At 73.2% G+C, this 17,227-nt stretch carries 20 protein-coding genes; 13 read left to right on the plus strand and 7 right to left on the minus strand.

The genetic code is table 11. The features are described from left to right. Positions 1 to 276 precede the first annotated feature (276 nt). A complete protein-coding gene (locus AB0P35_RS05690) occupies positions 277 to 789 on the plus strand; it encodes a hypothetical protein (RefSeq protein ID WP_363506950.1) in 513 nt (170 codons plus the stop codon). Positions 790 to 823: 34 nt separating this feature from the next. Here AB0P35_RS05690 and AB0P35_RS05695 read toward each other — a convergent pair whose 3' ends face one another. From AB0P35_RS05695 to AB0P35_RS05705, 3 genes are all read right to left on the minus strand, one after another. After that, positions 824 to 1,858, minus strand: a complete 1,035-nt coding sequence (locus AB0P35_RS05695) for a LacI family DNA-binding transcriptional regulator (protein WP_363506953.1) — start codon at positions 1,856 to 1,858, stop codon at positions 824 to 826. A 212-nt stretch (positions 1,859 to 2,070) separates the two neighbouring features. After that, on the minus strand, positions 2,071 to 2,337 hold the full coding sequence (locus AB0P35_RS05700) for a DUF5133 domain-containing protein (protein WP_095876779.1): 267 nt from the start codon (positions 2,335 to 2,337) through the stop codon (positions 2,071 to 2,073). A 295-nt stretch (positions 2,338 to 2,632) separates the two neighbouring features. Continuing rightward, the gene (locus tag AB0P35_RS05705) at positions 2,633 to 4,006 is read right to left on the minus strand and encodes a YihY/virulence factor BrkB family protein (protein WP_363506957.1); all 1,374 of its coding nucleotides are present in this window, start codon (positions 4,004 to 4,006) and stop codon (positions 2,633 to 2,635) included. A gap of 225 nt (positions 4,007 to 4,231) precedes the next feature. Here AB0P35_RS05705 and AB0P35_RS05710 point away from each other — a divergent pair, with 225 nt between their 5' ends. The 11 genes from AB0P35_RS05710 to AB0P35_RS05760 all read left to right on the plus strand — a co-directional run bounded on the left by AB0P35_RS05710 (position 4,232) and on the right by AB0P35_RS05760 (position 14,065). Next, complete coding sequence (locus AB0P35_RS05710; protein ID WP_317634116.1) at positions 4,232 to 4,315, plus strand: putative leader peptide; 84 nt, start codon at positions 4,232 to 4,234, stop codon at positions 4,313 to 4,315. Positions 4,316 to 4,505: 190 nt separating this feature from the next. Further along, on the plus strand, positions 4,506 to 6,230 hold the full coding sequence (locus tag AB0P35_RS05715) for a nitrite/sulfite reductase (RefSeq protein ID WP_095876781.1): 1,725 nt from the start codon (positions 4,506 to 4,508) through the stop codon (positions 6,228 to 6,230). After that, positions 6,227 to 6,412, plus strand: a complete 186-nt coding sequence (locus tag AB0P35_RS05720; RefSeq protein WP_363506960.1) for a hypothetical protein — start codon at positions 6,227 to 6,229, stop codon at positions 6,410 to 6,412. Before AB0P35_RS05715 ends, AB0P35_RS05720 begins: the two co-directional genes overlap by 4 nt. 11 nt (positions 6,413 to 6,423) lie before the next feature. Next, a complete protein-coding gene (locus AB0P35_RS05725; RefSeq protein ID WP_363506963.1) occupies positions 6,424 to 7,122 on the plus strand; it encodes a phosphoadenylyl-sulfate reductase in 699 nt (232 codons plus the stop codon). Positions 7,123 to 7,177: 55 nt separating this feature from the next. Further along, positions 7,178 to 7,759, plus strand: coding sequence for an adenylyl-sulfate kinase (gene cysC / locus AB0P35_RS05730; RefSeq protein ID WP_095877281.1), 582 nt, complete (start codon positions 7,178 to 7,180; stop codon positions 7,757 to 7,759). Continuing rightward, positions 7,756 to 8,694 carry a sulfate adenylyltransferase subunit CysD gene (gene cysD, locus AB0P35_RS05735; RefSeq protein ID WP_363506966.1) on the plus strand — a complete coding sequence of 313 codons (939 nt, stop codon included), beginning with the start codon at positions 7,756 to 7,758 and terminating at the stop codon, positions 8,692 to 8,694. The genes cysC and cysD overlap by 4 nt, the downstream gene beginning before the upstream one ends. Before the next feature lies 1 nt (position 8,695). After that, positions 8,696 to 10,015, plus strand: a complete 1,320-nt coding sequence (locus AB0P35_RS05740; protein WP_363506969.1) for a GTP-binding protein — start codon at positions 8,696 to 8,698, stop codon at positions 10,013 to 10,015. Between the two features lie 249 nt (positions 10,016 to 10,264). Then, entirely contained in the window at positions 10,265 to 11,413 is a 1,149-nt protein-coding gene (locus AB0P35_RS05745) for an aliphatic sulfonate ABC transporter substrate-binding protein (protein ID WP_363506972.1), read from the plus strand. Positions 11,414 to 11,578: 165 nt separating this feature from the next. Next, positions 11,579 to 12,385 (plus strand): ABC transporter ATP-binding protein, encoded by an 807-nt coding sequence (locus AB0P35_RS05750; protein ID WP_363506975.1) that lies wholly within the window; start codon positions 11,579 to 11,581, stop codon positions 12,383 to 12,385. Beyond that, the gene (locus tag AB0P35_RS05755) at positions 12,372 to 13,271 is read left to right on the plus strand and encodes an ABC transporter permease (RefSeq protein ID WP_363506978.1); all 900 of its coding nucleotides are present in this window, start codon (positions 12,372 to 12,374) and stop codon (positions 13,269 to 13,271) included. The genes AB0P35_RS05750 and AB0P35_RS05755 overlap by 14 nt, the downstream gene beginning before the upstream one ends. 11 nt (positions 13,272 to 13,282) lie before the next feature. Then, positions 13,283 to 14,065 (plus strand): sirohydrochlorin chelatase, encoded by a 783-nt coding sequence (locus tag AB0P35_RS05760; protein WP_363506981.1) that lies wholly within the window; start codon positions 13,283 to 13,285, stop codon positions 14,063 to 14,065. Between the two features lie 13 nt (positions 14,066 to 14,078). On the opposite strand, the gene AB0P35_RS05765 is transcribed toward AB0P35_RS05760, so the two are convergent. From AB0P35_RS05765 to AB0P35_RS05780, 4 genes are all read right to left on the minus strand, one after another. After that, positions 14,079 to 14,252 (minus strand): hypothetical protein, encoded by a 174-nt coding sequence (locus tag AB0P35_RS05765; RefSeq protein ID WP_159400794.1) that lies wholly within the window; start codon positions 14,250 to 14,252, stop codon positions 14,079 to 14,081. Between the two features lie 108 nt (positions 14,253 to 14,360). Continuing rightward, positions 14,361 to 14,942 (minus strand): Uma2 family endonuclease, encoded by a 582-nt coding sequence (locus AB0P35_RS05770; RefSeq protein WP_363507363.1) that lies wholly within the window; start codon positions 14,940 to 14,942, stop codon positions 14,361 to 14,363. A 61-nt stretch (positions 14,943 to 15,003) separates the two neighbouring features. After that, positions 15,004 to 15,459: a hypothetical protein gene (locus AB0P35_RS05775; RefSeq protein ID WP_363506984.1), complete on the minus strand. Its 456-nt coding sequence runs from the start codon at positions 15,457 to 15,459 to the stop codon at positions 15,004 to 15,006. After that, positions 15,456 to 16,085, minus strand: a complete 630-nt coding sequence (locus tag AB0P35_RS05780; protein ID WP_363506987.1) for a helix-turn-helix domain-containing protein — start codon at positions 16,083 to 16,085, stop codon at positions 15,456 to 15,458. The genes AB0P35_RS05775 and AB0P35_RS05780 overlap by 4 nt, the downstream gene beginning before the upstream one ends. Positions 16,086 to 16,191: 106 nt before the next feature. Here AB0P35_RS05780 and AB0P35_RS05785 point away from each other — a divergent pair, with 106 nt between their 5' ends. Continuing rightward, positions 16,192 to 17,205, plus strand: a complete 1,014-nt coding sequence (locus AB0P35_RS05785; RefSeq protein ID WP_363506990.1) for an ABC transporter permease — start codon at positions 16,192 to 16,194, stop codon at positions 17,203 to 17,205. Positions 17,206 to 17,227: the final 22 nt, after the last annotated feature.

Raw genomic sequence — 17,227 nt, forward strand, 5'->3', positions numbered from 1 at the left:
CGCGCGGTCCCCGCTCACACCGGTGCACCCACGGTCCGACCGGCGCGCCTTGCGGTTCTTCCCGGCGGCGCACACGCCGACCGGACGGTCGCGGTCGAAGGAGCGAACGGCCCCCGGCTGGTTCGCACACCGGGCGCGCGGGCCGAACGGCCGGAGAGCGCGCACGGCTCACCGCCGGGCGCCTCGCCGCTCCCGAGCGCCGTTGAACGGCGGGCGGGCCGACGGCTGGGATGGGCCCCCGCGTGATCAACGCACCGACCAGCCCCGGAGGCCCCGATGACCGGACCCACCCCTGCGCGCTCCGCCACCGCCGTGTTCCCCGCCCTGCGCCGCGCCGCCCGGCGGGCCGGCCGGGGCGCCGTCGCGGCCGTGGCCCTCACCGGCGCACTGGCGCTGACCTGCCCCGCGCCCGCCTCGGCCGCGGCCTACACGAAGTCGGTGTACGCGCCCGACCGGGCGGGGAACACGCTCACCGGCTGGGGCAACCTGAGCCGGGACTGCAGCGGCACGGTCGGCTGCTACAACTACATCAAGATCGAGCGCGGCCGCTGGTACGGCTGGGAGTTCATGGGCGGCAACTGGGCCGGCAACAACGGCTGGAACTCCGCGTCCGCGCCCGTCGCGAGCGGCTGCTACAGCTACCGCACCCCGGTGGACAGCTACAACGACATCGTCGGCGGGTACGGCGCCGGCGTGAACACCGGCCAGGTCGGCGCCACGGTCGACGGGCAGAAGATCTACCGTTTCCGCGTCACCTGGAGCTCGGGCACCAAGAGCTACTGCCGCTGATCCGCGGCCGCCCGAGGGCTCGCGTCGGCGGAGGTCAGACCGTCCGGCGGGCCGGGCCCGTGGAGCGGCGCAGCACCATCTCCGGGGCGACCAGGACGTGGCTGCGGGCGTGTGCCACCCCGGCGAGTTCATCGACGAGCAACTCGAGGGCGCGGCGGCCCAGTTCCCCGAAGTCCTGGCGGACGGTGGTGAGCGGCGGGGTGAAGTAGGCGGACTCCGGGATGTCGTCGAAGCCGATGACGCTGATCTCGCCCGGCACCGGGCGGCCGGCCTCGTGGAGCGCCCGGAGCAGGCCGAGGGCCATGTGGTCGTTGGCGCAGAAGACGGCGGTGACCTCAGGGTCCGCCGCGATCTGCCGGCCCGCCTCGTAGCCGGACCGGGCACTCCAGTCACCGCTGTAGACCAGGGGCACCGGGGCGCCGGCCTCCTCCAGGGTCCGGCGCCAGCCGTCCAGGCGGTCCTGGGTCTCCAGCCAGCCGGCCGGGCCGGCGACATGGTGGACGGTACCGTGGCCGAGGTCGAGGAGGTGGCGGGTGGCGGCGGCGGCACCGGTGAGGTTGTCGACCGCGACCATCGGGACGCGGGAGCGGCTGCCGGAGCCGACCGCGACGACGGGCACGGAGCTGGAGAGTCGGGCGACCGCGCCGACCGCGGAGATCTGCGGGGCGATCACGGCGACGCCCTCGACGCCCTGGTCCCGCAGGCGGTCCACCGCCTCCTGGACGGAACGGGCGTCCAGCGAGCGGAGGCTGGCCACACTGACGAAGTAGCCGGCGCTCCGGGCGGCCTGTTCGAGGCCGTCGAGCATGGACGCCGGGCCGTAGAGCGTGCTGGCGAAGCTCACCACACCGAGGGTCTGGGACCGGCGGGTGACCAGGGCCCGGGCCGCCGAGTTGGGGCGGTAGTCCAGTTCCCTGATGGCGGCGAGCACCTTGTCGCGGGTGCCGGGCCGTACGTGCGGGGCGCCGTTCAGGACGCGGGACACGGTCTGGTGCGACACTCCGGCGAGCTTGGCGACGTCGGCCATCACGGGCTGTCGGGGCTCCGCCCCGGCAGTCTCACTTCCCACTCACAGCCCCCTTGTCGGTGCAGAGCCAGATCCGCGCTGCAACTGTCTCACGAGTGCGGAAGGGAGTGTAATTGTTTGCGCTCACATGGCAAGCGGAAGGAGCGGCGGGCCGAAGCGGTCGGATGCGGCCGGAGAACTGGTCGGCCCCCGTCCAGGGCGCCTCCGGCGCGGGCTCCTGGACGGGGGCCGGGTCTCACCGCGGCCCGGTGCCGCTACGCGGCGACCACGGGCCCGGCCACCAGCACGGCGGGCTCGGCCCGTGCCGCCGGGGCGGCGACCGCCGACGCACGGTGCCGGGCGAGCAGCCGGCGGGCCCTGGCGAGGGCCCGCAGCGGGTCGCGGACGCCCGTGTACACGCACACGGTGTAGAGGGCGTCCTCCCGGCGCCGCCGGACGACCGCGTCCGGCGAGCCCACATCGGCGAGCGCATCCAGCTCCGCAACCAGCGCACCCAGCACGACGTAGTTGATCAGCGGCATGGGCCAACTCCCTCGGTTCCAGGACGGACGGACCGGTTCCGCATCCTGCTCGCGCAGCTGCCCGGCGATTCGCGCGCCAAGCCCATGCCCTCCGGATGGACGCACGCTCTCCACATTTCCCACGCTTTGTCGACATGTCCCCGACCATCCGGGGACGGACGCACCCCGACCGGCTCCCGGAGCAGCAGGGGCGGGGCAGGAGATGTGACACCGCTCCGCCCGCGGCGCGGCCGCTACCGGAGCCCACGGTTCCCCGAGCCCGGGGCGGACCTGGCACGCGTCGCCCGGGGCGGTGCTACCTGCCGTCCCAGGGGGTGCGGGGGGACTGCACCGGGGGAACGGGGGGCATCGGGGGCGGTGGCGGGGGGTAGAGCGGTTCGGGCTGCCGGAGGGGCTGCTGGGGGTGCGGGTGGTGGTGCGGGGAGGACCGCGGCGGGGCGGTCGGGCGGTCGGTGTCGGGGGGCGGCGGGGCCTGGCGGCGGCTGGCGCCGCCGCCGCCGAGGATGCGGCGCAGCAGGCTGTCCGGGGGCAGCACCTCGGCCCAGCGCTCGGGGTACTCGGCGGGGGCGTGGCCCTCGTCGTCGTCCTCGTCCTCGTCCTCGCCGCCGTCGGCGAGACCGAGCTCGCGAACGAGCTGGGCGCGCTGGAGGGCGCGGCGGGCGGCGGCCTCGCGGACGACGGTGGCGGCGGCGGCCTCGCTGGCGCGCTCGTTCTGGGCACGGGCGTCGGCGGTCTCGACGCTGGGCCAGCGGCGGTCGATGGCGGCGTTCATGGCGGCACCGATGAGGACGGCGAGCGCGACCACGAAGATCCACAGCAGCACGGCGACCGGGGCGGCGAGCGAGCCGTAGACGGAGGGACCCTCGACCGAGCTGACCAGGTAGACGCGGAGCAGCACGCTGCACACCACGAGGACGAGCAGGGCGACCAGGGCGCCGGGGATGTCCTCGCGCCAGGGCGTGTTGGCGGGGACGGCGACGTGGTAGAGCGTGGTGAGGAAGATCACCAGGAGCAGGATCGCGGCGGGCCAGTAGAGCGCGTTGACCAGGCCGGCGGAGTTGGGCAGGGCGCCGATCACCAGGCCGGGGCCGGCGACGAGCAGCGGCAGGACGAGCGAGCCGATGAGGAGCGCGCCGAGGTAGAGGCCGAGCGACATCAGGCGGGTCTTGACGATGCCCCGCTTGCCGTCGAGGCCGTACATGACGGTGATGGTGTCGATGAAGATGTAGAGCGCCCGGGAGCCCGACCACAGCGAGAGCAGGAAACCGATCGAGATGAGGTCCGGCCGGGCTTTGTCGAAGACGCTGGTCAACAGGGGTTGGACGATCTGGTCGACCGAATCCGGTGAGAGGACCGTTTCGGATGCCGAGACGACGTCGTTCTTCAGCTTGTCGATGGTGCCGGCGCCGAGGATGTCGTCGAGGTAGCCGAGGGTGCCGGCGAGGCAGAGCAGCAGCGGCGGGATGGACAGCAGGGTGAAGAAGGCGGCCTCGGCGGCGAGGCCGGTGACGCGGTACTCGACGCAGGTGTCGGTGGTGTCCTTGAGCAGGGCCCACAGGGTCTGGCGCCAGCCGTTGCGGCGGGCGCGGCGGCGTCCGCCCCTGCGGCGCGAGGGCCGGTCGTGGGCCTGGCCGGGGGTCTCCCGCGGAGTACTGCCTGCTGCTTGCACGCCCCTACCGTACTGGGCAGCGCCTACTCCCCCGCGCACGCGCGCGAAGGGGGGTCCGGGGCGGCCCGCGGACGGGCCGTCAGGTGCACGGGAAGCGGCCCTCCGGTATGGTCCGCACCGCTGTGACGACGGGGAATCCACCAGGCGTCCCAGAATGCGAAACATCCGCGTCCAAAATACGGACGTTAGTGGACCGAGGGTCGTTCGCCGTGCGAATCTCTTGCCATGCCAAGCGCCGGAGCCACCCTAGTAGGTCGACTGCACGTCGATCTCCTCCGCGTGTCCAGCGCCATCTGTCCGGTGACCTGAGCCCTACCCCGCCGCCACCCACGGCACCGGCGCCGGCACCTCGCGAATCCCCGCCGATGCGGATGCGCGGGCGCCCTCCGGCCAGCGTCACTGCACCCTGACGCCTGCAGCAACTGCGCAGGTCAGAGCAGTTGCGTGCCCGGGGATGCCGAATCCCTCATCAGAGCCAGCTGCCAAAGGACGAGACACCATGGCCCCTACTCCCGAACCGGTCGAGCCCACGGTCGCCGGCGCCCCCGTGCGCCGCCCCGCCGCCGCCCGCAAGGTGACCCGCCACCGCGGCGAGGGTCAGTGGGGCATGGGCCACTTCACGCCGCTGAACGCCAACGAGCAGTTCAAGAAGGACGACGACGGTCTCAATGTGCGGACACGCATTGAGACGATCTACGCTCACCGCGGCTTCGACTCGATCGACCCGGCGGACCTGCGCGGCCGGATGCGCTGGTGGGGCCTGTACACCCAGCGCAAGGAGGGCATCGACGGCGGCAAGACGGCCATCCTCGACCCCCACGAGCTGGACGCCGAGTACTTCATGCTCCGGGTCCGCATCGACGGCGGCCAGCTGACGGTCGCCCAGCTGCGGGCGATCGCCGAGGTCTCCGAGCTGTACGGCCGCGGCACCGCCGACCTGACCGACCGGCAGAACGTCCAGTACCACTGGATCCGGATCGAGGACGTCCCGTCGATCTGGCAGAAGCTGGAGGCCGTCGGCCTGTCCACCACCGAGGCCTGCGGCGACACCCCGCGCGTCATCCTGGGCTCGCCGGTCGCCGGCATCGCCGAGGACGAGATCATCGACGGCACGCCCGCGATCGCCGAGATCCAGCGCCGCTTCATCGGCAACAAGGAATTCTCCAACCTGCCGCGCAAGTTCAAGTCCGCGATCTCCGGCTCGCCGCTGCTGGACGTGGCGCACGAGATCAACGACATCGCCTTCGTCGGCGTCGTCCACCCCGAGCACGGCCCCGGCTTCGACCTCTGGGTCGGCGGCGGCCTGTCCACCAACCCCAAGCTGGGCGTCCGGCTCGGCGCCTGGGTGCCGCTGGAGCAGGTCCCGGACGTGTACGGCGGTGTCATCGGCATCTTCCGCGACTACGGCTACCGCCGGCTGCGCAACCGCGCCCGGCTGAAGTTCCTGGTCGCCGACTGGGGCGTGGAGAAGTTCCGCCGGGTGCTGGAGGACGAGTACCTCAAGACCGAGCTCGTCGACGGCCCCGCGCCGGCCGAGCCGGTCGCCCGCTGGCGGGACCACGTCGGCGTCCACCGGCAGAAGGACGGCCGCTACTACGTCGGCTTCGCGCCGCGCGTCGGCCGGGTCAACGGCAAGGTCCTCGGCCAGATCGCCGACCTCGCCGAGCAGCACGGCTCGGACCGCCTGCGCACCACCGCCGAGCAGAAGATGATCGTCCTCGACGTCGCCGAGGACCGCGTCGACTCCCTGGTGGCCGGCCTGGAGGCGCTCGACCTGCAGGTCAAGCCGTCCCCGTTCCGCCGCGGCACGATGGCCTGCACCGGCATCGAGTACTGCAAGCTCGCCATCGTCGAGACCAAGGAGCGCGGCCGCACCCTGATCGACGAGCTCGAGCAGCGCCTGCCGGACTTCGACGAGCCGCTCACCATCAACATCAACGGCTGCCCCAACGCCTGCGCCCGCATCCAGGTGGCGGACATCGGTCTCAAGGGCCAGCTGGTCACCGACGACGACGGCGAGCAGGTCGAGGGCTACCAGGTACACCTCGGCGGCGCGCTCGGCCTGGAGGCCGGCTTCGGCCGCAAGGTCCGCGGTCTCAAGGTCACCAAGGACGGCCTGCCGGACTACGTCGAGCGCGTGCTGACCCGCTACCGGGCCGACCGCCACGAGGGCGAGCGCTTCGCCCAGTGGACGGCCCGGGCCACCGAGGACCAGCTCTCGTGAGCGAGCGCGCCGCCCCGTTCCACTGCCCGTACTGCGGCGACGAGGACCTGCGGCCCTCGGAGGCCGGGCACGGCTGCTGGGAGTGCGCCTCCTGCCGGAGGGCCTTCCAGCTGAAGTTCCTGGGCCTGCTCCGGCCCGACGGCACCACCGGTACGACGACGGACACCGAGCACACCGACTAAGGAGGTGGCGAATGAGCACGGCGACCGACTACGAGGCACTGGCCACCGCGGCTGCCCGCGACCTCGAGGACGCGACCGCGCAGGAGATCCTGCAGTGGGCCGCCGACACCTTCGGCAAGCGGTTCTGCGTCACCTCCTCGATGGAGGACGCGGTCGTCGCCCACCTCGCCTCCACCGTGCTGCCCGGCGTCGACGTGGTCTTCCTGGACACCGGCTACCACTTCGCCGAGACCATCGGCACCCGGGACGCGGTGGCCGCGACCATGGCGGTCAACGTCATCACGCTCACCCCGAAGCTCACCGTCGCCGAGCAGGACGCCCAGTACGGGCCGAACCTGCACGACCGCGACCCGGACCTGTGTTGCTCGCTGCGCAAGGTCGAACCGCTGAACCGCGGCCTCGGCGCGTACGACGCCTGGGCGACCGGGCTGCGCCGCGACGAGTCGCCGTCCCGGGCGAACACCCCGGTGGTGGCCTGGGACGCCAAGCGCCGCAAGGTGAAGCTCGCGCCGATCGCCCGCTGGACGCAGGACGACGTCGACGCCTACGTGCAGGCCAACGGCGTGCTGCTCAACCCGCTGCTGTGGGAGGGCTACACCTCCATCGGCTGCTCGCCGCTCTCGTGCACCGCCAAGCCCGGCGAGGGCGAGGAGGGCCGGGCCGGCCGCTGGGCGGGCTCCGGCAAGACCGAGTGCGGCATCCACCTCTGACCATCCGCCAGACCGACGAGACCCAGGAGAGATCACCGTGACCACAGCCGACACACTGGACGCCGGGGAAGCCGCAGAGGCGGCCCGCGCGGCCGCCCCCTGCGAGCGCGGCGCCACCGTGTGGCTGACCGGGCTGCCCAGCGCGGGCAAGACCACCCTGGCCTTCGCGCTGGCCGAGCGGCTGCGCGCCGAGGGCCACCGGGTGGAGGTCCTGGACGGTGACGAGATCCGCGAGTTCCTCTCCAAGGGCCTCGGCTTCACCAAGGAGGACCGGCACACCAACGTGACCCGGATCGGCTTCGTCGCCGAGAAGCTGGCCTCGAACGGTGTCAAGGTGCTCGCCCCGGTGATCGCCCCCTACGCGGACTCCCGCACCGCCGTCCGCGAGCGGCACGCCGCCAACGGCACCGACTTCCTGGAGATCCACGTCGCCACCCCGGTGGAGCTCTGCGCCGAGCGCGACGTCAAGGGCCTGTACGCCAAGCAGGCCGCCGGCGAGATCTCCGGTCTCACCGGTGTCGACGACCCGTACGAGGCGCCGCAGAACCCCGAACTGCGCCTGCAGACCCAGGGCCGCGCGGTCGCCGAATCCGCCGCAGAGCTGCACGCCTTCCTGACGACGAGGGGCCTCGCATGACGACCGCCACGCACAGCCTCCTGGACACCCAGGAGAACCCGTACGCGCTGTCGCACCTCGATGCCCTGGAGGCGGAGTCGGTGCACATCTTCCGCGAGGTGGCGGGGGAGTTCGAGCGCCCGGTGATCCTCTTCTCCGGCGGCAAGGACTCCATCGTCATGCTGCACCTGGCGCTGAAGGCGTTCTGGCCGGCCGCCGTCCCCTTCTCGCTGCTGCACGTCGACACCGGGCACAACTTCCCCGAGGTCATCGAGTACCGCGACCGCACCGTCGCCGAGCACGGCCTGCGCCTGCACGTCGCCAGCGTCCAGGACTTCATCGACGACGGCCGGCTGCGCGAGCGCCCCGACGGCACCCGCAACCCGCTGCAGACCGTGCCACTGCTGGACGCCATCGAGAGCAACAAGTTCGACGCCGTCTTCGGCGGCGGCCGCCGCGACGAGGAGAAGGCCCGCGCCAAGGAGCGCGTCTTCTCGCTCCGCGACGAGTTCGGCGCCTGGGACCCGCGCCGCCAGCGCCCCGAGCTGTGGTCGCTGTACAACGGCCGGCACGCGGTCGGCGAGCACGTCCGGGTCTTCCCGCTCTCCAACTGGACCGAGCTGGACGTCTGGCAGTACATCGAGCGCGAGGGCATCGAGCTCCCGGAGATCTACTACGCCCACCACCGCGACGTGTTCAAGCGCGACGGCATGTGGCTGACCGCCGGCGAGTGGGGCGGCCCGAAGGACACCGAGCCGGTCGAGAGCCGGCTCGTCCGGTACCGCACCGTCGGCGACATGTCCTGCACCGGCGCCGTCGACTCCGACGCCGTCACGATCGCCGACGTGATCACCGAGATCGCCGCCAGCCGCCTGACCGAGCGCGGCGCCACCCGTGCCGACGACAAGATGTCCGAGGCCGCGATGGAAGACCGCAAGCGCGAGGGGTACTTCTAAGATGACCACCACTCCGGAGACCACCGCCACCGCGCTGCTGCGGTTCGCCACCGCCGGCTCCGTGGACGACGGCAAGTCGACCCTGGTCGGCCGGCTGCTCCACGACTCCAAGTCTGTCCTCGCCGACCAGCTGGAGGCCGTCGAGCACGCGTCCCGCAGCCGCGGCCAGGAGGCGCCCGACCTCGCGCTGCTCACCGACGGCCTGCGCGCCGAGCGCGAGCAGGGCATCACCATCGACGTCGCGTACCGCTACTTCGCCACCGCGCGGCGCCGGTTCATCCTCGCCGACACCCCCGGCCACGTGCAGTACACCCGGAACATGGTGACCGGCGCCTCCACCGCCGAGCTCGCCGTCGTCCTGGTCGACGCCCGCAACGGCGTCGTCGAGCAGACCCGCCGGCACGCCGCGGTCGCCGCCCTGCTGCGGGTGCCGCACGTCGTCCTCGCGGTGAACAAGATGGACCTGGTCGAGTACGCCGAGCCCGTCTTCGCGGCCATCGCCGAGGAGTTCACCTCCTACGCGGCCTCACTCGGCGTCAAGGACGTCGTCGCGGTGCCGATCTCCGCACTGGCCGGCGACAACGTCGTCGAGCCCTCGGCGAACATGGACTGGTACGGCGGCCCGACCCTGCTGGAGCACCTGGAGACCGTCCCGGTCGGCAGCGACCCCAGCGCCGAGCCGGCCCGGTTCCCCGTCCAGTACGTGATCCGGCCGCAGACCGAGGCCCACCCGGACTACCGCGGCTACGCCGGCCAGCTCGCCTCCGGCGTGCTGCGGGTCGGCGACCCGGTGACCGTGCTGCCCTCCGGACACACCACCACCGTCGTCGGGATCGACGCGCTCGGCGCGGAGACGGACATCGCCTGGGCTCCCCAGTCGGTCACCGTCCGCCTCGCCGAGGACATCGACATCTCCCGCGGCGACCTGATCGCGGCCGGCCCCGCCCCGGTGCCCACCAAGGACATCGAGGCGACCGTCTGCCACCTCAACGAGCGGGCCCTGCGCCCCGGCGCGAAGGTGCTGCTCAAGCACACCACCCGCACCGTGCGCGCGCTGGTCAAGGAGATCTCCTACCGGATCGACATCGACACTCTGGAGCAGCGCTCCGGTGCCGACGGCCTGGAGGTCAACGACATCGGCCACGTGGTGCTGCGCACCGCCGAGCCGCTGGCGCTCGACAGCTACACCGACAACCGCCGGACGGGCTCGTTCCTGCTGATCGACCCGGCCGACGGCACCACCCTCACCGCCGGCATGGCGGGCGAGGCCTTCGACACCGTACGCGCCACCACCGAACCGATCGAGGAGGACTGGGTCTGATGCCCAGCGAGGCGTTCTCGGGCATGGACAAGGAAGGCGGCCGCATCGGCAGCGGCGTCCTCGGCAGCGGCCAGGGCGGCCTGACGCGATGTGGGGGCGGACAGGGGCACTGATCCCCTGTCACCGGGCCGGTTCCTTCCTACAGCAGGCACCGGCCCGGCTTGCCCGGCATACGACATGCCGTCAGCACCACACCGGCTTCTTCCATCGGCGCTTCCCACGGCGCCCACCGTGAACGGGACGACTCCCATGGCACACGACTCCGCCACCACGCATACCTCCACCCGGTTCGGCAGCGGCCGGTTCAGACGGCCGGCCGCGGTCGCCGTCGCCGCGCTCACCGCCGCGGGCCTGCTCTCCGCCTGCAGCTACGGCGCCAAGAGCGAGGACAAGAGCTCGGCGGCCCCGGCCCCGGCCGCCTCCGGCGCGAAGCTCTCCGCGGACACCGTGAAGATCGGCTACTTCGCCAATCTGACCCACGGCACCGCGCTGGTCGGCCTCAAGGAGGGCCTGATCCAGAAGGAGCTCGGCGCCACGAAGATCAAGACCCAGATCTTCAACGCCGGCCCGACCGAGATCGAGGCGCTGAACGCCGGCTCGATCGACATCGGCTGGATCGGCCCCTCCCCCTCGATCAACGGCTACACCAAGTCCGAGGGCAAGTCGCTGCGGATCATCAGCGGTTCGGCCTCCGGCGGCGTCCGCCTGGTGGTCAACCCCGACAAGATCAAGACCCTGGACGACCTCAAGGGCAAGAAGATCGCCACCCCGCAGCTCGGCAACACCCAGGACGTGGCGCTCCTCAACTACCTGGCCACCAAGGGCTACAAGGTCGACGCCGCGTCCGGCGCCGGCGACGTCAGTGTGGTGCGCACCGACAACAAGGTGACCCCGGACGCCTACAAGTCCGGCTCCGTCGACGGCGCCTGGGTGCCCGAGCCGACCGCCTCCAAGCTGATCAGCCTCGGTGCCAAGGAGCTGCTGAACGAGAAGCAGGTCTGGCCGGACGGCAAGTTCGTCATCACCAACATCATCGTTTCGCAGAAGTTCCTCAAGGAGCACCCGGACGTGGTGGAGGCCGTGCTGCGCGGCTCGGTGAAGACCAACGCCTGGATCAAGGCCAACCCGGACCAGGCCAAGGCCTCCGCCAACGCCGCGATCAAGGAGGCGGCCGGCAACGCGCTGGACGCCGCGATCCTCGACCCGGCCTGGAAGGACATCGAGTTCCTGGACGACCCGCTGGCGAACACCCTGCAGGCCGAGGCCGACCACGCGGTCACCGCGGGCCTGCTGAAGAAGCCGAACCTCGCCGGGATCTACGACCTGACCCCGCTCAACAAGGTGCTCCAGGCCCAGGGCGGGACCGCCGTGGCGGACGCCGGACTCGGCGCCAAGTGAGTCGCACCCGATAACCCCGCGGTCCGCCCCGCCCCCGCCCAGTCGATGCCCAGTCACCGGGCGGGGCGGGGCCGGACCCCGGCCCCCGAGCGCCACCAGCCAGCTTCCCTCCTTGCCCGCCGCCGGGCAGGAGGGGCCCATGCCACTCACGGAGGAGGTCCCCGGATGACCCCGGCACTGACCACCACGGAGCCCACCACCAGCGCTGCCGACGCCGCGATCGACCGACCCGCCGTCCGCCTCTCGCACGTGCACAAGTCCTTCGGCCGCCCCGGCGCCGCCACCCCCGTCCTGGACGACATCAACCTGGACGTCGCCCCCGGCGAGTTCGTCACCCTGCTCGGCGCCTCCGGCTGCGGCAAGTCCACCCTGCTCAACCTGGTGGCCGGCCTCGACAAGCCCACCGCGGGCGACATCGAGGTGTCGGGCGGCCGTCCCGCCCTGATGTTCCAGGACCACGCGCTCTTCCCGTGGCTGACCGCCGGCCGCAACATCGAGCTCGCGCTGCGCCTGGCCGGTGTGCCGAAGGCCGAGCGCCGGCCCGAGGCGGAGCGGCTGCTGGAGCTGGTGCGGCTCGGCGGCGCCTACAAGAAGCGGGTCCACGAGCTCTCCGGCGGCATGCGCCAGCGCGTGGCGATGGCCCGCTCGCTCGCCCAGGGCGCCAACGTGCTGCTGATGGACGAGCCGTTCGCCGCGCTCGACGCCATCACCCGGGACGTCCTGCACGACGAGATCACCCGCATCTGGGCGGAGCGGCGGCTGTCCGTCCTGTTCGTCACGCACAACGTGCGCGAGGCCGTCCGGCTCGCGCAGCGCGTCGTCCTGCTGTCCTCCCGGCCCGGCCGGGTCGCCAAGGAGTGGCGGATCGACCTGCCCCAGCCGCGCCGCATCGAGGACTCCGGCGTCGCGGATCTGTCCATCGAGATCACCGAAGAGCTGCGTGGGGAGATCCGCCGCCATGTCCAGCACTGACACCACCACCCTGGTCAAGGACCCGACCGGCGACACCGCGAGCGTCGAGGCCGGCCTGGACGCCCTGGACGCCGTCCAGGTCCAGCGCACCCCGCTCACCCAGGTGCTGCGCCAGAAGGTCCTGCCGCCCGTGCTCGGCGTGCTGCTCGTCCTCGGCGTCTGGCAGCTCGCCTTCAGCCTGGAGCTGACCACCCCGGACAAGCTGCCCAGCCCGGCCGCCGTCTGGACCTCGCTCACCGACCTCTGGTACGAGGGCACGCTGTTCTCGATCATCTGGACCAGCGTGTGGCGCGGCATCTCCGGCTTCGTCGCGGCCGTCGTCATCGGCACCCCGATCGGCCTGCTGGTCGCCCGGGTCAAGCCGATCCGGGCCGCGCTCGGCCCGGTCCTCTCCGGCCTGCAGTCGCTGCCCTCGGTCGCCTGGGTGCCCGCCGCCGTCATCTGGCTCGGCATCAACAACTCGGCGATGTACGCGGTCATCCTGCTCGGCGCCGTCCCGTCGATCGCCAACGGCCTGGTCTCCGGCGTCGACCAGGTCCCGCCGATCTACCTGCGGGCCGGCCGCACCCTCGGCGCCACCGGCCTGGCCGGCGCCCGCCACGTGCTGCTGCCCGCCGCCCTGCCCGGCTACCTGGCCGGCCTCAAGCAGGGCTGGGCGTTCTCCTGGCGCTCGCTGATGGCCGCCGAACTCATCGCCTCCTCCCCCGACCTGGGCCTCGGCCTCGGCCGCTACCTGGAGAACCAGCGCGAGTTCAACGACATGTCGGGCGTGCTGCTCGGCATCGTCCTGATCCTGGTCGTCGGCGTGGCGATCGACCTGCTGGTCTTCTCCCCGCTGGAGCGCCGCGTGCTGCGCAACCGCGGCCTGCTGGTCACCACCCGCTGAGGACACCGACCATGCGTACCGGCACGCCGTCCGTCTCCGCCCCCGCCCGTCGTGGCGGGGCGGGCGGCCCCGCCCTGCTGCTGATCGCCCACGGCAGCCGCGACCCGCGGCACGCCGCCACCGTGGACGCCCTCGTCCACCGCGTTCGCGCCCTGCGGCCCGGACTCACCGTCGCCACCGCCTACCTGGACCACTGCGCGCCGCGCATCCCCCAGGTCGCCGGCCGGCTCGGCGACGCCGTCGCCGTGCCGCTGCTGCTCAACCGGGCCTTCCACGCCAAGAGCGACATCCCCGCCGCGCTGCGCGCCGCCGGCGCCGACCTGCCGCTCGCCGACGTGCTCGGCCCCTCCCCGCTGCTGCTGGACGCCCTCGACCGGCGCCTCGCCGAGGCCGGTCTGGACACCGCCTCCGCCGCCGTCCGCGCCCGCACCGGTGTGGTGCTCGCCGCGGCCGGCTCCTCCGACCCCGCCGCCGACGCCGCGACCCGGGCGGTCGCCGAGCGCTGGCGGCGCAGCCGCGGCTGGGCCGCCGTCGAGGTCGCGTACGCCTCCGCGGCCGGACCGCGCGTCCCCGAGGCGGTGGCCGCGCTGCGGGCCGCCGGAGCGCGGACGGTGGCGGTCGCCCCCTACCTGCTGGCCCCCGGCCTGCTGCCCGACCGGATCGCGGCCGGCGCCGCCGACGCCGACCTGCTCGCCGGGGTGCTGGGCGCCGCCCCCGAGATCGCCGAACTCCTGCTGGAGCGCTACGACGACGCCCGGTCCGCCGCGGCCGCCCCGGCGGCGCTCTCCGCCTGACCGGCGCCTCCCGTCACTCGGCCAGCCCGTCGGCGGTGGCGTCCAACTGCATCCGCTCGTACTCGCCGAGGCACGGGTAGAGGGTGCCGCAGTCGCGGCAGGCGCGGGCGAAGGTCACCGTGAACGTCGGCCGCGACTTGAATCTCCCCGGCCGGGGGAACCGGAGCCGCATCCGCTCCGTCGCCATCGAATCCGTCGTCAGTTCCCCTACCGGACTCAACCGTTCCGAGCCGCACATCCCGCATCGCATGCCGGGCACCCTACCCACCCGCCGGTGCGGACACGCGGGGAATCATCAGAGCCAGCGCTTCGGGTCCGTCAGGTCGATGTCGATCGGGAACGGCAGGTCGAGCGCGAGCCGCTTGCGATGGATGCCCATCGGGGCGTACGACCCGGTCGCCCGATCCAACTCGTAGACATGGACGGCCAGTTCACCGCCCTCGTTCTCGACCCGCCAGAAGTGCCGGAAGCCTGCGGCCGCGTACTTGCGCGGCTTGACCTCACGGTCCCGCGCCTCGGAGTCGGGCGAGACGACCTCGACGGCGAGGATGACGTCCTCGGGCCGCTGGGTGGTCTGCTGCGGCCGTTGGGCGGCGTCACGCGACACGACCATCAGGTCCGGCTCCGGCCGGTCGCGGCGGCCGAGGGTGACGGTCATCTCGCGAAGCACCGCAAGATGGTCCGGTCGGGCCTGGAGCAGGCCGAACTGCAGGAGATTGATGGCGTACATATGGAAAATAGCCTGCGGACTCACGAAGACGAGGCTCCCGTCGATCAGCTCCGTGCGCGGAGGAAGATTCGGAAGCCGGTCGAGGTCGTCGGCCGTCCACCCACCCTCGGGCGGGACGGGCCAGGTCGGCTGCGGTGCGACGGTCATCACTGCTCCCATGGGCCGGATTCTCGCCATCGCGTCCAGCGTACCCAGCGGATTCGGACGATCACTCACCCGATCGTGGGAGCAGGGCCAGGTACCGGGGGTCCGCGGGGTCGGCGTCGGCCCAGCGCCAGGCGTGGGCGGCGCAGGTGCGCTGATGGGGGGTGCCGGTGGCGAGGGTGGTGAGCAGGCGGTCCTGGAGGCGGCGGGCGCCGGCCGCGGTGACGAGGGCGCCGGCGAGCCAGCGCGGGGAGTTCGGGTCGTCGTCGTGGACGAGGGCCCGGTAGACGGCGTCCTCGTGGGCGCGGGTGAGGGCGCGGTCGGCGGTGAGGGCGCGGAGGGCCGTCTGCCGCTTGTGGCCGATGCGGTGGTACTGGGGGTAGTGCGGGTTGCGGGCGGCGAGCAGGGCGACCCGCGGGTCGTCCGGCTCCTCGAAGGGGAGGCCGAGTTCGGCGAGCAGGGCGTCGAGGGCCTGTTCCTGGAGGTCGAGCCGTTCGGCGGGGCCGGGTGCCGTGGTCACGGGGTCTCCTGGGCGGCGCCGGTGCGCATGCCGGTGAGTGCCCGCAGGCCGTCCTGGACGACGGAGGGGTCGGCGTCGCCGAAGAGGGCCTGCTGGGCGATGAAGCCCTGGGCGGTGGCGATGAGGGTGCGGGCGACGTGGTCGGCGTCCGGGCCGGGGGGCATCAGGCCGGTCGCCCGGTAGCTCTCGACCAGTCCGGCCCAGGCGGCGCGCATGGCCCGCCAGCCCTCGTCGAGGGTGGCGGCGAGGGTCGGGTTGCGCAGGGTCTCCGTCCAGACCTGGATGATCAGGCAGGCGAGGGCCTGGCGGTCCCCGGCGGGTGAGGCGCGTTCGAAGACGGCGGTGAGCACCCGGCCGAGCAGGACGTCCGGGGTGGGTGGCGGCACGGCCGCGGCGGCGTCGGCGAAGGCGGATCCGATGACCGCGAAGGCCTCCCCGGCGATGGCCGCGACGATCTCGTCCTTGCTCGCGAAGTAGCGGTAGACCGCGCCGGCCGACAGGTCGGACTCGCGGAGCACGTCCTGCATGGAGGTGGCGTGGAAGCCGTTGCGCGCGAAGCAGCGGGCCGCGCCGTCGAGGATCTGCCGGCGGCGGGCGTCGAGGTGTGCCTGGGATACGCGGGCCATGGCCCCCACCCTAAAACGAACGTTCATTCTTGACAAGGAACGCCGGGCGGCCGGAGAGTGGGCCACGTAAAACGAACGATCCTTCTCTTTGAATCGAGGGGCAGCCATGTCCGCCTCCCCCGAATCCGTACCCGCCCCCCGCCGTGTGCTGGCCGTCTGGGTGCTCGTCCCCGCCCTGGTCGCGCTGGCACTGTGGGCGTTCGCCTGGCCAGCCGCCCGGCTCGCCCCGCGCCACCTGCCGATCGGCACGGCCGGTCCGGCCGCCGCCACCGCCGCGCTCGACCGGCAGCTCGCCGCGCACCCCGGCGCCTTCGAGGTGCACCACTACCCGGACGGGGCCGCCGCCCGGCAGGCCGTCCTGGACCGCGAGGTCTACGGCGCCCTGGTGGCCGGGCCCGGCGGCCCCGAACTGCTCACCGCCTCGGCGGCCGGCCCGACCGTCGCCCAGCTGCTGCGGTCGGCCGCCGAGTCCGGCGCCCCCGCGGGCAGCACCGTCCGGGTCACCGACCTGGTGCCCGCCCCGGCCACCGACCCCCGCGGGGCGGTCTTCGGTGCCGGGCTGCTGCCGCTGGTCCTCGCCGGGGTCGCGGCGGGTGCCGCCGTCACCCTGCTCCGGCTGCGCGGGGCCCGGGCGATCGCGGCCCTCGTCGGCGCCGCCCTGCTCGCCGGCCTGGTCGGTGCGCTCATCGCCCACAGCTGGCTGGGCGCCCTCACCGGACCCTGGTGGACGGAAGCCGGGGTGATCGCCCTGACGGCCCTCGCGGTCGGCGCCTCGGTCGCCGGGACGGCCGCCCTGCTCGGCACACCCGGCATCGGCCTGACCGCGCTGCTGATGGTGCTGATCGGCAACGCCTTCTCCGGCGTGGCCTCCGCGCCCGAGCTGCTCCCCGCCCCGGCCGGCGTCCTGGGGCAGCAGCTGCCCCCGGGCGCGGCCGGGACCCTGCTGCGGTCGGTGTCCTACTTCGACGGCGCCGGCGCGGGCGGCCCGCTGCTGACCCTGGCCCTCTGGGCCGGCCTGGGCCTCGCCGTCCTCGGCCTGACCGCCGCCCGCCGGCGCACCGACCGCCCCGCCGAACCCGTCCTGACCGTCGTCCCGGACACCACCGCCGCCACCGCCTGACGGGCTCGGGCACCCGGGGCCG

The sequence above is a fragment of the Kitasatospora sp. NPDC085879 genome (genome assembly GCF_040686255.1).
GTDB lineage: Bacteria > Actinomycetota > Actinomycetes > Streptomycetales > Streptomycetaceae > Kitasatospora.

Coding starts and splice junctions, on each gene's coding strand:
- AB0P35_RS05710 (WP_317634116.1), top strand. CDS start 4,232: ATGCCAAGCGCCGGAGCCACCCTAGTAGGTCGACTGCACGTCGATCTC.
- AB0P35_RS05715 (WP_095876781.1), top strand. CDS start 4,506: ATGGCCCCTACTCCCGAACCGGTCGAGCCCACGGTCGCCGGCGCCCCC.
- AB0P35_RS05700 (WP_095876779.1), bottom strand. CDS start 2,337: ATGCCGCTGATCAACTACGTCGTGCTGGGTGCGCTGGTTGCGGAGCTG.
- AB0P35_RS05750 (WP_363506975.1), top strand. CDS start 11,579: ATGACCCCGGCACTGACCACCACGGAGCCCACCACCAGCGCTGCCGAC.
- AB0P35_RS05725 (WP_363506963.1), top strand. CDS start 6,424: ATGAGCACGGCGACCGACTACGAGGCACTGGCCACCGCGGCTGCCCGC.
- AB0P35_RS05740 (WP_363506969.1), top strand. CDS start 8,696: ATGACCACCACTCCGGAGACCACCGCCACCGCGCTGCTGCGGTTCGCC.
- AB0P35_RS05770 (WP_363507363.1), bottom strand. CDS start 14,942: ATGACCGTCGCACCGCAGCCGACCTGGCCCGTCCCGCCCGAGGGTGGG.
- AB0P35_RS05755 (WP_363506978.1), top strand. CDS start 12,372: ATGTCCAGCACTGACACCACCACCCTGGTCAAGGACCCGACCGGCGAC.
- AB0P35_RS05780 (WP_363506987.1), bottom strand. CDS start 16,085: ATGGCCCGCGTATCCCAGGCACACCTCGACGCCCGCCGCCGGCAGATC.
- AB0P35_RS05745 (WP_363506972.1), top strand. CDS start 10,265: ATGGCACACGACTCCGCCACCACGCATACCTCCACCCGGTTCGGCAGC.
- AB0P35_RS05765 (WP_159400794.1), bottom strand. CDS start 14,252: ATGGCGACGGAGCGGATGCGGCTCCGGTTCCCCCGGCCGGGGAGATTC.
- AB0P35_RS05760 (WP_363506981.1), top strand. CDS start 13,283: ATGCGTACCGGCACGCCGTCCGTCTCCGCCCCCGCCCGTCGTGGCGGG.
- cysD (WP_363506966.1), top strand. CDS start 7,756: ATGACGACCGCCACGCACAGCCTCCTGGACACCCAGGAGAACCCGTAC.
- AB0P35_RS05690 (WP_363506950.1), top strand. CDS start 277: ATGACCGGACCCACCCCTGCGCGCTCCGCCACCGCCGTGTTCCCCGCC.
- AB0P35_RS05785 (WP_363506990.1), top strand. CDS start 16,192: ATGTCCGCCTCCCCCGAATCCGTACCCGCCCCCCGCCGTGTGCTGGCC.